General features: G+C 59.2%; 15 protein-coding genes. 6 read left to right on the forward strand and 9 right to left on the reverse strand.

Annotation, left to right across the window (positions count from 1 at the left end):
* Positions 1 to 424: 424 nt before the first annotated feature.
* From FHT08_RS13380 to FHT08_RS13390, 3 genes are all read left to right on the forward strand, one after another.
* On the forward strand, positions 425 to 646 hold the full coding sequence (locus FHT08_RS13380; protein ID WP_166775341.1) for a hypothetical protein: 222 nt from the start codon (positions 425 to 427) through the stop codon (positions 644 to 646).
* 112 nt (positions 647 to 758) lie between these two features.
* Positions 759 to 1,424, forward strand: a complete 666-nt coding sequence (locus tag FHT08_RS13385; protein ID WP_166775342.1) for a hypothetical protein — start codon at positions 759 to 761, stop codon at positions 1,422 to 1,424.
* A complete protein-coding gene (locus FHT08_RS13390) occupies positions 1,421 to 2,869 on the forward strand; it encodes an XVIPCD domain-containing protein (RefSeq protein WP_343204146.1) in 1,449 nt (482 codons plus the stop codon). Before FHT08_RS13385 ends, FHT08_RS13390 begins: the two co-directional genes overlap by 4 nt.
* A 224-nt stretch (positions 2,870 to 3,093) precedes the next feature.
* Here the strand turns inward: FHT08_RS13390 and FHT08_RS13395 are convergent, their stop codons facing one another.
* The 4 genes from FHT08_RS13395 to FHT08_RS13410 form a co-directional block, all read right to left on the reverse strand.
* Positions 3,094 to 5,595: an ATP-binding protein gene (locus FHT08_RS13395; protein ID WP_166775343.1), complete on the reverse strand. Its 2,502-nt coding sequence runs from the start codon at positions 5,593 to 5,595 to the stop codon at positions 3,094 to 3,096.
* Positions 5,596 to 5,603: 8 nt separating this feature from the next.
* Positions 5,604 to 6,053 carry a restriction endonuclease gene (locus tag FHT08_RS13400; RefSeq protein WP_243849024.1) on the reverse strand — a complete coding sequence of 150 codons (450 nt, stop codon included), beginning with the start codon at positions 6,051 to 6,053 and terminating at the stop codon, positions 5,604 to 5,606.
* 260 nt (positions 6,054 to 6,313) lie between these two features.
* Positions 6,314 to 6,457, reverse strand: coding sequence for a hypothetical protein (locus FHT08_RS13405; RefSeq protein ID WP_164496994.1), 144 nt, complete (start codon positions 6,455 to 6,457; stop codon positions 6,314 to 6,316).
* A gap of 201 nt (positions 6,458 to 6,658) precedes the next feature.
* Complete coding sequence (locus tag FHT08_RS13410; protein ID WP_166775344.1) at positions 6,659 to 7,006, reverse strand: helix-turn-helix domain-containing protein; 348 nt, start codon at positions 7,004 to 7,006, stop codon at positions 6,659 to 6,661.
* Positions 7,007 to 7,094: 88 nt separating this feature from the next.
* On the opposite strand from FHT08_RS13410, the gene FHT08_RS13415 reads away from it, so the two are divergent.
* Positions 7,095 to 7,421: a nuclear transport factor 2 family protein gene (locus FHT08_RS13415; RefSeq protein WP_166775345.1), complete on the forward strand. Its 327-nt coding sequence runs from the start codon at positions 7,095 to 7,097 to the stop codon at positions 7,419 to 7,421.
* A 452-nt stretch (positions 7,422 to 7,873) separates the two neighbouring features.
* Here FHT08_RS13415 and FHT08_RS13420 read toward each other — a convergent pair whose 3' ends face one another.
* Entirely contained in the window at positions 7,874 to 8,413 is a 540-nt protein-coding gene (locus FHT08_RS13420; RefSeq protein WP_343204153.1) for an SDR family oxidoreductase, read from the reverse strand.
* Entirely contained in the window at positions 8,305 to 9,018 is a 714-nt protein-coding gene (locus FHT08_RS13425; protein WP_166775346.1) for a hypothetical protein, read from the reverse strand. The genes FHT08_RS13420 and FHT08_RS13425 overlap by 109 nt, the downstream gene beginning before the upstream one ends.
* Positions 9,019 to 9,472: 454 nt before the next feature.
* On the opposite strand from FHT08_RS13425, the gene FHT08_RS13430 reads away from it, so the two are divergent.
* Positions 9,473 to 10,564: an ATP-grasp fold amidoligase family protein gene (locus FHT08_RS13430; RefSeq protein WP_166775486.1), complete on the forward strand. Its 1,092-nt coding sequence runs from the start codon at positions 9,473 to 9,475 to the stop codon at positions 10,562 to 10,564.
* A gap of 323 nt (positions 10,565 to 10,887) precedes the next feature.
* Positions 10,888 to 11,412: a hypothetical protein gene (locus FHT08_RS13435; protein WP_166775347.1), complete on the forward strand. Its 525-nt coding sequence runs from the start codon at positions 10,888 to 10,890 to the stop codon at positions 11,410 to 11,412.
* A gap of 118 nt (positions 11,413 to 11,530) precedes the next feature.
* On the opposite strand, the gene FHT08_RS13440 is transcribed toward FHT08_RS13435, so the two are convergent.
* Genes FHT08_RS13440 through FHT08_RS13450 form a run of 3 tightly spaced genes read right to left on the reverse strand, consistent with a single transcriptional unit; the run spans position 11,531 to position 12,793 of the window.
* A complete protein-coding gene (locus FHT08_RS13440) occupies positions 11,531 to 11,830 on the reverse strand; it encodes a type II toxin-antitoxin system RelE/ParE family toxin (RefSeq protein ID WP_104606169.1) in 300 nt (99 codons plus the stop codon).
* Positions 11,818 to 12,075: a type II toxin-antitoxin system Phd/YefM family antitoxin gene (locus FHT08_RS13445; protein ID WP_166775348.1), complete on the reverse strand. Its 258-nt coding sequence runs from the start codon at positions 12,073 to 12,075 to the stop codon at positions 11,818 to 11,820. Before FHT08_RS13445 ends, FHT08_RS13440 begins: the two co-directional genes overlap by 13 nt.
* A gap of 55 nt (positions 12,076 to 12,130) precedes the next feature.
* A complete protein-coding gene (locus FHT08_RS13450) occupies positions 12,131 to 12,793 on the reverse strand; it encodes a hemolysin III family protein (RefSeq protein WP_166775349.1) in 663 nt (220 codons plus the stop codon).
* Positions 12,794 to 12,816 lie beyond the last annotated feature (23 nt).

Here is a 12,816-nt window from a genome sequence, read left to right on the forward strand (position 1 = left end):
CGGAGGTGGGTACCGCTGTCTGAGGAGTTTCTAGGCTCCTTGCAGTCGAGATTGCTACCTGTTTGGCGGTGTGTCAACTGGTAACTAGTGCGTCATTGGGCCGCGTGTCCATTCGAAAAACCTCGTGAAAAGCCGCATCTCTACACGCCGGGCATCGCTTCACCTTGACCCAACTCACCGCCACACGCACACTTCCGCTCGGAGCCTAGAAACTCCACACAGACAGCGGTGCCCACCTCCGAGAACTTGGTGGGTTTTTTGTGCTCGGCCATCTGGCCTGGCACTGCTCGGCGTTCTTGCGCCGGGAGGGCGGCGAATACAACACCCGCAAGGGGAATAAGCCCGCCGGCTGTCTGCGGTTTCTAGCCTCCCGGCATCCCGCTGCATCGTGCAGCGGGAGCTGCCTTACGGCAAGGAGAGCGGCATGCACGACGAACCCGGCTACTGGATGTCCGAAGGCACGCAATACCACCTGCTCCGCGTACGCGACCAGCTGCGCCTGTTTGCTACTCTGGCCACACCACGTACCCGAGACGAGGCCACGCTGGGGACGCCTACAATTCCACTGCAGCAGTGGGCCCACTGCCTGCAGAACCTGGCCGAGCAGCTGGATGATGTGCTTGGGGATTTGAGTACCGCCCCCTAGCGCTGCCTGTCTCTGTCAGCGTGTCAGCCCTGCAATCGATGGGCTGGCCGGTTTGGACGTGGGCGAGTACCTTGCTTTGTATCGACGCGCCGCGCCAGCATACAAAACAACAATGACCCGCTTTCGCTCATTCACGCTACTGCTTTGCTTGGCACTGACCTCGGTGCTGCCGAGCGCGTGCACCCGGCCGTCTGAGAAAGCGGGTGATCTGCCCGCTGCCACATCGCCAACACCCGCAGCGCGTTCTGCGCAAACCGCCGTGACGCACGAAGCCACCCTCAGCATCCAACAGATTGAAGCCGGGCTTTTAAGATTTGCAGCGTCACTGGAACAACCCGGCGACATGAGCCATAAGCGGGTGGAGGAGATGCTGGGCATCACATTCGACCCGCCGAAGGATCTTGCGGTGTCACGACGTGTGCTGAGAAGCCTTCCTCTAGCGAAAGGCTATACGTTGTATGTATCACATAGCCCGGAAAAAAAAGGGTTTTCCTTTATCAACATGCTGATCGGGTTGCCAGATAAACACGACCCGACGCGCGTGCCCGATGCCGCATGCGTGTGGGATGCGGCTGATCTCTCGGCCAAGCTTGAGGCCATGGGTTACAAGCGTGGCGGGCAACGGCCGTTCCAGGGCGGCACCCAGCGGCAGCACTGGCGCGCCGTCCAGAACGGAGCGCAAGGCTTTTCGGTTGCCTTGCTGATCTACGAGACCACCGCCGGTGGCACAAGACGCGAGTGCGTATATGGCGCCCAGATCGATGGAGGTGATGCGTGACGCCGATTGACCCACGGATTGAGCCATTGCTCTTGCAGATGCGTAAAGACCCCAACCTTCCCGAAGGGGCTGAGGCATCCCTCAGACAAGCCATCTCCGAGTCGCCGTACCTGTCCAACCTATTGGGGAATGCGATAGCGAACGGGCAGATTGGTGCCATCGCCGTCTCGCATGGCCAGCACAACGCTGGTCACTTTCAGGACGGCAAGGATGGAAAAGCGGGCACGCTCAACGTCAGTGGATCGCTGTTTCAGGATTGGCAGGGCCGTGCGCGGATCGATCACCTCACAGAAGTATTGGGTCACGAAACCATGCATGGCGTGCTGGCAGAGCATCGCGCCAACGCGTTGGCAGCGTTCGGCAGGACCATGGGCGACAAGATGCAGGACGCCCACGCACAGCGAGAGAGTCAGGTAGACCTTACAGAGCCGACGCGTGTCTATCTGGACAAGACGCGACAAGACGAGGCTCTGGCAGAAATCTCAGCGCTAAGAGCACTCAACAGCCGCATCAAGCACGAGAACCCGGGCGTCTCCGCGCAGGACGCTGAGGGAATGCTGCTGGACCGCTCTGTCACGCGCTGCGTGGACAAGCACGTGACACCTCCAGCGTTTGCCCCGGGTCTTAGCTATGAGGCCCTGACCACACATGCCCAGGCGCGAGGAGAGCCGCTGACCCGCGCCGTGGAACAGTGCTTCTACGACAGCAGAGGGACACTTGGCCCGCATGGCGATTCCGATTACCGGAACTACTACGGCGTCAGCGCGATCAGCCACATTGCCAAGAGCTACGCGCATCTTGCGCATGATCGGCAGCCACCGGAGGTGCGCGTCGACCTCAAGTCGCTAGGACTAGAACCCAGGCAGCTGGAGCGCAATGGGTTGGATCTAGGATCGGCATCGACCTTCAACCTTGTCGATCTGGGCAAGGGCGGCTATGGCATGGTCCAGCTCAAAGAAACCGGCGCACGCAGCAACAGCGCGCCAAACCTTGTAACGCCAGCTGCGCCTGGCACCTCACTGACACCTGCAGAGGCAGGTCACCCAGACCACGCGATGTATCAACAGATTCGCAGCAATGTTGAACAACTGGATGCCGCCAATGGCCGCACCTTCGATGCAACCAGTGAGCGGATGACGGCCAGCCTGCTGACGTTAGCCAAGGACAATGGCCTGACGCGCGTTGACCACGTGTTACTCAGCGACAGAACCAGAGACTTGCCAGCAGCCCAGAACCTATTCGTGGTGCAAGGCGAACTGCATAACCCGGCCATGCTGCGCGCACACATGCCAACGTCGGAGGCGGCTCAGCGGCCAGTGCAAGAGAGCTTCGCTCAGCTTGAGACAGTCAACCAACGCTTGGTGCAGGACCGTGCACAAGAACGGTTTCTGGAACAACAAGGTTTGCAAGAACAGCGACCGCACGGCCTAGTGCCGACGCTGTAGGCGGGCAGGGCGCAGGTTATTTTTCTTAGATTTAGCTCTATTCAGTCACTAGGCATGGTGAAAATATAATTAAGTAAATCGATATTTATATAATATAATAACTATTTTACTGGGCATAGAAGCTTATCGAGCCAGGAAAGGCAACTTTACGTTGCCCACTCTATCGCGATTACCAGTAGGCCGCGCTCACAGTGAGATTTCGCTTTGAGACTTATTCACTAAAATCACAAGACGTTAGTCAAACGAGCCTTTAAATCACGAATACGAGATTCAATTCGACCGCTTATTCGTCCTGAACAACATCTCTCTAGATCAATAATCCAATGAGAAACACGATCAGCATCTTGCCATCCTTTGGCAATCATATTGACACCTTCCTCTATAACGTCAAGGACTCGATGTACGCAAAGGTCACGTCGATCGCCCTTCCTAATAATATCCAAGCCCTCTTTAAATTTAAGCTCCAAAGGAAAACTATCACCACTATTTATAGTCTTCCATTTTGAGTCGTTGACAAATTGAGCGACCGATATAAGTTGGGACTTGGCCGGTGAAGGAGCCACTTTAATAGATTTCTGGATACAAACCTGTGACTTATCCCAGTCTGTCATTGAGTCGGTCCATTCACGTCTTGAAGCACGCTCCGTGGCTCTTTTAGAGTGTGCTTTAGAACGCAACTCTAGCCAGCGCCAATCATCGTCTCTTATGATTTGAGCAGCTTTAGATGCAACATCAATGGCCGCATTGGCGTTGCCTATTTCGACCTCGAAATCAAGCCACTTAAAGAATAATTGAGGTTCTTTCTTTCCCAGATCGAAAGATTTTTGGAATGCTGATCTTACACGGGCCACATCAGGTGGCTCACATCTAGAAAGACACCTAGCATGAACCATATGAAGATCAGCACTTTTTGGATTATTTCTTAAGGCTATTTCTATTGTGCGGGATGCTTTTGATGGGACGGATTGGGCTAGGTGTGCCATCGCCTGTTGTATAGCATCTGCGACGGAGCGATCTCTATCCCTTGACACACCGGCTTTCGAATCTTTCTTAAGATCTCTAGATCTACGCAAAATTTCATTGTGATTTGGAATTTTTTCTTTAATATCTTCAATCATGAGTCGCAAACTACTTGAAACAGAGAATCTCGGCTCCCCTGCCACCTCTTTACTTTGAATGAGAAACAGGCCGCTTAGTTCTTGTATTGCAGATTCTATCTCGTGGGTCGCCATTTCTGCGACTCTCTTAATTTCAGCAATAGATGCTGATTCGAACTGTGATAGCGAATAAAGCGCTCGTTTTGCCGAGAAGCTGATTTGATCAACCTCTCTTTGAAAGCAAGCTGCACGTACTGCTTCGCCATCGCGTCCCTTCCACCTTGACAATGCATCGCCAAATTTCTGCCCTAATTTCAGCATTCTAAAAACTGATTCCATGAACAGAGGCGACGCAGCCGTATCTCTCTTTAAGTCTCGAATCTCGGACTTGGAAAGCGCCCTTTTATGTATTGCCTGTAAATAATCGATATACTCATCAAACGCCACATCGTCCAACCCAAGTATTTCATCGGTTGAAGCGGAAGGCGCCAGATAATTCTTTCTGGTAGTAAAAACGACCCTACTTTCCCCGCCAATTAATGACATCGCGAACTCGACGGCAGTTCGTTGATCGTCAGGCTCAAGAGAATCCAGATCATCCACTATGATTAGAGATCTAAAAAAAGATAGCGCATCAATAATTTGCTTTTTCTTTGCGTGAATTCCACACCCCTCCCATTCCTCGTCATTGATGGCAAGGTGATATGAGATTGCATCTAGAAGCGACTCGAAATCTCTAAAAGATTGTCCATACTGCCTGGCCCCGTCGTGATATGGGAGCAAAACAGCCCTGTCTTGTATAGCATCAAATTGCCTGACCTTGGCGCTTATCCATACAACTTGCTCTAACGCTAGCGGCGCTTCAGCACACACTTCTTCACAAAAGCTATATACCGCTGAAGTCTTGCCTATACCCCCCGCCCCAGCAACCACGCGGTATTTTGAAAACGGGTCCGCCAGCCAACTCCATAAAGATTCCTTGAGGTCTTTACGTCCAAAGAATCTGGAAAAAACAACGCTTCGATCTGGCAAATTATTCGAAACAACTCGCGAAGGCTTCGCCATGCCCCGCCGATCATCTGCATGTTGGCGCTCTCCGATTAAGAATCTAGGGTCGGCAGAGTCGCGGATTAGTTGTGATGACTCATCCGACCTGAAAAAGATATCTCCAGGCTTGAATAGCACCTTGCCTTTTGTATACTCCGGCCCTTGTCTGCTAATCGCACACGGAGACGATGCAAGAGCTCTCTTTGGGATATAGATCAAGCAGAATTCTAGACTTTTCCAGTGAACTTGAGCAGTAGCAACCGCAATGTCAACACCGGAATAGTTCTTTACAACTTGCTTCACTTGAGTGGATGAAATTTCTGCCGCACCATGTAAGGTCCCATCATCCGCAACTCCTATGATTAGATAACCCCCAAAACTATTATGGAAAGAAATAACATCTCTTGCTAGTTCCGCAAGGTCTAGTTTCTCAGAACCCAATTGCTCCTTGTAATCCCATAGCTCCGTCTCGTGCGGAATGAGTGCACTATCCTCATGAAGTAGATCAAGAATTTCGCTAGATATTTCCCCCTTTGAGATCATGCGAACGACTTCTGAGCGGCACTCATTTAAAGCAGCCATATCATTCCTTATAATTTTTTCTTCGTCTTGTAGAAAGCGCTAGCGAGCAAGCCATGAATCTCGCGCACGACCTCAAGGCTTACTTGCTGGTGTTTCCACTGCTTGCATTGCAACAGCGTGCAGCGGACGCTTCTGCGTAGGATCAGTTCAATGTCCACGTCGGTGCCAATTAAGCCGATTGCTTTCAGGGCATAACCTTGACGGCGGAAGGCTTCGCCCACAAGCAGTTCAGATTGACGCCAGCTGTTGGCTGCCAGGCACCCTAGTGCGTTGCGGGTGTCCAGCAGTCTGCGGCGCTGGTAGCTACCGGCAAACGAAGCGAACGCAGTTAGGCAGCACATGGCAAACTTCATCAATGCGCTGGGTGCGAGCACGGTGCTGATACCTTGATTGAAACCTTGTATAGGTGGGCTGCTTTGCTGCGACAGCAGCCACCGCGCGTCGGTACGAATGGCCAAAAACGCGCTAATTCCTACAGCGAACCCAAGCGGCCATGGTGATGACCGCACGGCGGTAAACTCGGTACTTCCCCGTTTGCATCCCATGCATGAAATTCCCGTTCCAACCTGCACCCTACCGTTATGTAGTGGTTTTGTCAGCGGGGTGCCCGACATTTTGTCTCAGCGGTGTCATCCGATGTGATTGCACGCACTAAATTGCATGACTAGAGACGCTGGCCGTCCTGCCAACGCCTCTACTCATTTACTGCAGCGCTCGCTTATTTCTTTTTTCCCTTCTTGTCCGGCGCTTGACTCAAAGCGGACGCGGCCGCTGTTTTTGAATCCTTGCCGGTGCTGCCGCTACGCAAGACCTTGCTTGCGGCCTTGGCCGCTTTAGGGCCGGTTTTCTCGTTGGTCGCCATGCGTGTGACCTCCTCGCCACCCCAGTGGTGGCGAGGCGAAACTAGGCCGATTATGTGGACCGCACAAGTCTGGTTGCAGCGCGCGAGACGGCAGATACTGCAAGACCGCCGGTGCGTTATCTGGGTCAGTTCTCTGACGATATGCGTGGTGCTGTGTGCCTGATGTTTTAAGGCCGGCGTCCACAGCAGTGCGCCAAGCGTTTACTGCGACGACGTGTCGGGCAACAGCTGCCGCGCCTGGCCCCAGGTGAGCATTGCATCCAACGCAGGGCACAGCGCCTGCCCCCAAACCGTCAGCCGGTAATTCACTTGCGGCGGCACCTGCGCGTAGACGGTGCGCAGCACCAGGCCGTCACGTTCAAGCTGGCGCAGCTGTTGGGCCAGCATCTTCTGCGAGATGGCGGGAATCAGCCGCTCCAGGTCCGAGTAGCGCTGCACCTTGCCGTCGAACAGGTGGAACAGCAGCAGCAGTTTCCAGCGGCCTTCGATGAGTTTGAGCAGGGCTTCGACATCGCACGCGGCGGTGTCCGGGGTGTGCGGCTTTCCCATGGGTGCGTGACTTACCTTTGCGTGCGTTCTTGCGGCAGGTGATGCCGCTGCCGATCATGGCATACCGTTTCCACCGGACACCGCCGCCATGTCGCTTGCCCTGCCCGCCGCCATTGCCTGCTTTTTTACCGTCAGCAACGCCGGCGATGCCACGGAGCTGCTGCCGCACCTGGCCGACGATGCGGTGGTGCACGACGAGCACCGCCAGCACCGTGGCGCTGCTGCGATTGCGGCCTGGCTGGCACAGACGCAGGCCACCACGCCGTATCGTGCGGTGCCGGTTGGCGTGCACACCCAGGGCGAGCAAGTGAGTGTCACCGCGCAAGTGTCCGGCGATTTCCCGCAGAGCCCGCTGCAGCTGGAGCATGTGTTTCAGCTGGTGGGCGGCAAGATTGCAGCGTTGCTGATTCATTGACGCGGCATGCCGGCGTGTTGCGCATATCTTTATCTGCGGACAGCGCCGGGTTCGCGTCTGATTGCCTGCTTCTGCTCAAGTTTCCGCGCAGTGATCTTCCACACCCGCGTGGATCTTTGTCATGGTCCTCTGCTGGCTCGATTTGCTGAGGGAGTAGTCGCCTGAGGCAATCAAGATGTGCTCGTTTACACCCAGGAAGCAGTTGCCATTTCTGTTTCCCAGAAATGAAAAACCGGCTCAAGGCCGGCTTTTTCTCCCTGACTCCTAAGGTGCAAGCCCGTAGCAATGAGGGTTAGTTGTTAGGAATTAAATTAGCCAGGACTGACAGACATGTCAACCGGGCATGACGCTGTGCGGTGCTGCCGTGGTCCCGCTCAAAGACCCGCGAGAACTCGGTGACGCTCTCGATCAGCATGGACACGCTCGTTCGCCTGCCACTGCCTTCGAAACGCTCAGCCGTTGAGCGTGCGGCCGCCGTCGACGATGCGTTCCGAGCCCACCGTCCATTTCGATTCATCGCAAGCGAGGTACAGCACGGCCTTGGCCACCTCGTCCGGGGTGCCGAAGCGGCCGAGCGGGATGGTGGCGGCGATGTCCCGGTTGACCTGGTCGCGGTACGCGTCGGGGATGCCGAGCTTGTCGTACAGCGGGGTTTCCACCGGGCCAGGGCTGACCGCGTTGAGGCGGATGCTGCACGCCAGCAGTTCGCTGGAGAGTGTCCTGCTCATGCTCAGGAACGCCGCCTTGGTGGCCGCATACACCGATGAGCGGGCCGCGCCCACATGCGCATTGATGGAGGTATTGAGCACCACCGAGGCGGGGTTGGCGAACACCGGCAGCAGCGGCTGGCTGGGGAAGTCCGAGCCTTTGACGTTGATGGAGGTTATTCCAACGGCCGTGGCGAGGGGCGCTGGTCCTTGGAAAACGTCTTGTGCAGTGACGCGGCGCGCTCGTCGGCAACGACGTTTTCGATGCTGCTCAAACCACGCGATGCGATGACGGCCGAGGCTTTTGCATCGCCCAACAGGTAGGCCAGGCGCAGGTAGGCCAGGCTGTCGACCAGGTTCTTGTTTGCGGTGTCGCTGGCATACACGTCCGACAGCCCGTAGTACGCATACAGGTTCCCCGCCACCGCGGCCCGCCGCAGGATGTCGATGCCCTGATAAAAACGGCCCGCCAGTGCGGTGTTTTTGCCATGGATCACCGTGGCGGCCTGGTTGCCTGCCTGGGACTCGGCCTTGAGCTGGTCCAGCGTCAGCGTTTCCAAGCGGGCCAGTTCGTGCTCCGTCGGGTAGCCGTGGCGCAACAGCCACTGCGCCTCTGCATCGGAATTGGCGATCAACGGCCCACCGGCCGGGCAGGCATTGGGGCCTTGCGGGCAGAGATAGCGCCTTGCCTGCTGGCCTGCCGAGGGCGGATTGCTGTTGGCCGCCTGGTCGGGCGGCAGTGCGGCGGCGTTGCCTTGGGCAACGGCCGGGCCGCGTGCCGCCAGCGCAGACGTGGGCGCCTTGCCGGCCTGTGCGGGCTGGTCCGGGTTTGCGCAGGCGCCGAGCGCAAGGCTCAGTGCGGCCAGGGGCAGGAGTTTGGTGACGTGCATGGGCCATCCGTTGCGGGCTGCAGTGGTATCGCCTGATGTTGCTTGATCCTGGGCCGCGATGCGACTGCATCCCCTGAGTGCGGGCCTGCGCTGGCCTTCAACGCCTGGCGCTTCCCCTGGGTGCACCTACCCATCGCGGCGCAGAGCACGCCGCCACTTGAGTTCCGCGACCTCCGGCTTACGGCCCCGACTGGCGCTCTACCCAAGCGGCAACCGGCCGTGGCTGCGTGCCCTGGCCCACACAGGCTGCCGCAACGCAGCAAAGCGGGCGCGACAGCGGCCGCCAGACCCGTCTTTAGGCCCTAAAGCGCACTGATCTTTGCGAAATCGATCTGCTTGAGACGTTTCGCAACCTTCTTCTTACTTTTCCCGTATACCGTGACTATCATCACATTTAATTGTGACCTGCGTCTCACTAAACGACGAGAAGAGGGATCTGGCGATGGACAACGGGATGGGGCTGCAGACGCAGCCGCTGGGAGCGCGGGTTGGGGCAGCAGGTGAGCCGTGGGCTGCGCTGCTGCCGGGGTTGACGCGGTTTGCAGGCGACGCCTGCCCGGCCGCGTTGCCTGGCGCAGCTGCGCCAGCCACCGACGCCATCAGCCTCAAGCGCCTGCTGCGCAAGGGCGCGCGCGGGCTGCTGCGCACCCTGCCGTGGCGGCACCAGGACCGGCTGTACTACCTGCACACCTTCGGCCGGCTGCCGGATCTGTACGACCCCAAGTGCTTCAACGAGAAGATCCTCTACCGCAAGTGCGTGCACGGGGATTACCCGCTGTACCGGCGGCTGGCGGACAAGTTTGCGGTGCGGCCATACGTGGCGGCCAGGATCGGGCAGGCGCATCTGATCCCGCTGCTGCTGGACAGTACCGACCCGCAGGAGCTGCTGCGCCTGCCGCAGTGGCGGCAGACCGTGATCAAGGCCAACCATGGCGCGGCGATGGTGGAGGTGGTGCGGGAGGAGCCGGACGCGCTGCAGAAACGGCGCATCGTGCAGCGCTGCGGCCAGTGGCTGCGCACCGACTTTTCCGACAAGGTGCGCGAGATCCACTACCGCGATATTCCGCCACGGCTGCTGGTGGAGCAGTACATCGGCGATGCGCAGCAGGTGCCGGTGGACTACAAGTTCCACATGTTCCGGCAGGCCGATGGCAGTTTCCAGTATGTGCTGCAGGTGATCTACGGGCGCTTCGACACGCCCAAGCTGGCGATGACCTTCTTCGTGAACAACCTGCACACGGCCTTCCACCGCATCCGCGACGACGGGCGCACCCCGCCCTGCGCGCCCGCGTTGCTGGAGCAGGCGCTGGGCCTGAGCCAGCAGCTGGCCGGCGACTTCGACTACGTGCGGGTGGACTGGTACATCCAGCATGGCCAGGTTTTTTTTGGCGAGCTGACCTTCACCCCGGGCGCGGGGCTGGTCACCGGGCTGGACCGTGGCCTGGACCGGATGATGGGCGACATGTGGGTACAGCGGCGTGCGCCGCTGGAGGCGGGGTTCCCCGCGCAGGGCTTCGGGGCCGGGATGCGGTCGCCGGTGCGGTGAGTCCGGTCATCGCACCATTGCCTGCGCCCCAAGACGCGCATGGCCGGTGTGCACGGGCATGCGTTACAGGCGCACGGCACGCGCAGGCCCCATGCACCGCTTGCCCGGGTGTGATCGTGCCAATGCGATAATCCGCAACGCCTGCACAGGCCGGCCCCGGTCACACTGGTGAGCGCGCGCGTGGCCACGCTGCCGCACAGCGGCCGGCCACACCGCGCCTGGTGCGCTGGCGGCCAGGCAGCGGATACTCCGCGTCCGCAGGCGCACGCGGGCGGCGTGGTACCGCTCCATGCGCACCTTTTCCCCTTACAAGGACGTCACCGTTGCCGCACGTTTCTCCCCGCACCTTCCTGCCGCTCGCATTGCTGGGCCTGCTGTCTGCCTGCAACGGCGGTGGCACGGCCACCCCCAGTGCGCCGCGCCCGGAGTCCGAGCATTTCACGCTTGCCGATCTGCAGCAGCTTGGCTGCACGGTCACCGCCACGCCCAAACGCGATGTCCGCAAGATCCCGTTGCTGGGCGAGGTCGACGGCTATGGCGTGACCAGCACCAGCGCCTGCGCAACCCACCTGATCAGCCTGCTGCAGCCGATGAGCTACGAAGACGCGGTGTGGCAGGGCGCACGCACCGCCGCCGGCACCTTTGCCAAGGAGCACGGGCTGGAGCGCGAGAGTTATGAAGGCCGGCTCGGCGAGTACAGCGAGATCGAGGTGTTCAGCCACGGCGGCAGGCCGGTGGGCTTCGAATACAACGTGCAGGCCAGGGGCACGCTGCATTCGGTGATCGTGCTTTCCGACAGCATCGCGCCGGATGCGGCGTTCGAGGCGGTGATGAAGACCAAGCTGTGAGGGTGTGAGCCGCTTCTTAATTGAGCGGGTGGCGCTGTAAGCCGTGCCTGCGCGCGGTGTGGGCGCATGCGCAGCAACGCGTGTGCAATGCGATACAGCTGGAAGATGGACGCGCCTGTCAGCGCGAAAGACGATTCTTCCGAAGTAACCGCTCCGAGCGCATCACGTGAACCACGACAACGCGTTGCCCGTCCACACGGTAGAACACGCGGCAAGGTGGCTCGACGATTTGACGGTAGCGGGAGCGCTTGAGCTCCTGCGGCCGGCTTCCACTCTCCGGGTGCTCAGCCAATTGCTCGACATGCGCAAACACCCGTCTCACCAGTGCCGCTGCGGCGGCAGCGTCCTCAAGTGCAATGTAGTCGGCACTCGCGTCCAGGTCGGCCACCGCCGGCTCCGACCAGACTATTTCAGCCATCGCGCCAGGCGTTGTTTGGCTTGCTCGTGGCTCAGGCTGCGGCCTTCGGCTACCGCCATTTCACCACGGGCAATTCCTTCGAGGATCGCCATGCGCCGTTGCATGCGTTCATAGCTGGCGACGTCCACCAGGTATGCGCTGGGCAGGCCATGCTGGGTGATCAGGATCGGCTCCTTGTCGCGCTCGACATCTGCGAGGAGCTCGGTGGCCTGCCGCTTGAGCGTGGTGACAAGTTCTGTGCGCATGCAGTGACACTAAAGTATCACTGCGGGTGGGGCAAGTCGGCCGTGCCGGGCGAGGCTACACCCCACCCAACGGCCGCAGGCACAACCAGATCGCGCACCAGTGCGAGAGCGCGCCGCCCAGCACGTGGGCGTGCCAGATGGCGCGGTTGTAGACCAGCGACTTGCGCACGTAGAAGGTGACGCCCACGGTGTAGAACGCGCCGCCGGCGGCGATCAGCCACAGCACGGTGCTGTCCAGGCCGGCCACCAGCGGTTTGATCACCACGATGCCGGCCCAGCCCAGCAGCAGGTAGATCACCACCCAGAAACCCTTGGCGATGCCGGGCAGGAACAGCTTGGCGAACACGCCGAACAAGGCCACGCCCCACACGCCCAGAATCATCGCCCAGCGCCAGGTGCCGTCCAGGGCGACCAGCAGGAACGGGGTGTAGGAGCCGGCAATCATCACGAAGATGCCGGCGTGGTCGAATTTGCGCAGCATCGGCTGGCGCTGCGGCGGGGCGAAGTTGTAGGCGGCCGAGCAGCCGAACATCACCAGCAGCCCCAGTGCGTACACGCAGGTGGCCAGCAGCATGGTCTGGTTGGCATGCGCGCGCCAGACCATCCACGCGCCGCCGACGATGGCCAGGAACAGGCCGGCGGCATGCACGATCACATCGGCACGGCGGGCGGAACGGGTCTTGTAGTGCGGGGCGGTGACGCGGAGGGGCACGGACACGGCAATTCTTCAGGATGGGGGAG

The sequence above is a fragment of the Xanthomonas sp. CFBP 8151 genome (genome assembly GCF_011761885.1).
Classification (GTDB): domain Bacteria; phylum Pseudomonadota; class Gammaproteobacteria; order Xanthomonadales; family Xanthomonadaceae; genus Xanthomonas; species Xanthomonas arboricola_B.

Excerpts from the sequence above, each read along its gene's own strand:
- FHT08_RS13430 (WP_166775486.1), top strand. The coding sequence starts at position 9,473 with ATGGGGCTGCAGACGCAGCCGCTGGGAGCGCGGGTTGGGGCAGCAGGT.
- FHT08_RS13415 (WP_166775345.1), top strand. The coding sequence starts at position 7,095 with ATGTCGCTTGCCCTGCCCGCCGCCATTGCCTGCTTTTTTACCGTCAGC.
- FHT08_RS13380 (WP_166775341.1), top strand. The coding sequence starts at position 425 with ATGCACGACGAACCCGGCTACTGGATGTCCGAAGGCACGCAATACCAC.
- FHT08_RS13385 (WP_166775342.1), top strand. The coding sequence starts at position 759 with ATGACCCGCTTTCGCTCATTCACGCTACTGCTTTGCTTGGCACTGACC.
- FHT08_RS13445 (WP_166775348.1), bottom strand. The coding sequence starts at position 12,075 with ATGCGCACAGAACTTGTCACCACGCTCAAGCGGCAGGCCACCGAGCTC.
- FHT08_RS13425 (WP_166775346.1), bottom strand. The coding sequence starts at position 9,018 with ATGCACGTCACCAAACTCCTGCCCCTGGCCGCACTGAGCCTTGCGCTC.
- FHT08_RS13440 (WP_104606169.1), bottom strand. The coding sequence starts at position 11,830 with ATGGCTGAAATAGTCTGGTCGGAGCCGGCGGTGGCCGACCTGGACGCG.
- FHT08_RS13410 (WP_166775344.1), bottom strand. The coding sequence starts at position 7,006 with ATGGGAAAGCCGCACACCCCGGACACCGCCGCGTGCGATGTCGAAGCC.
- FHT08_RS13405 (WP_164496994.1), bottom strand. The coding sequence starts at position 6,457 with ATGGCGACCAACGAGAAAACCGGCCCTAAAGCGGCCAAGGCCGCAAGC.
- FHT08_RS13395 (WP_166775343.1), bottom strand. The coding sequence starts at position 5,595 with ATGGCTGCTTTAAATGAGTGCCGCTCAGAAGTCGTTCGCATGATCTCA.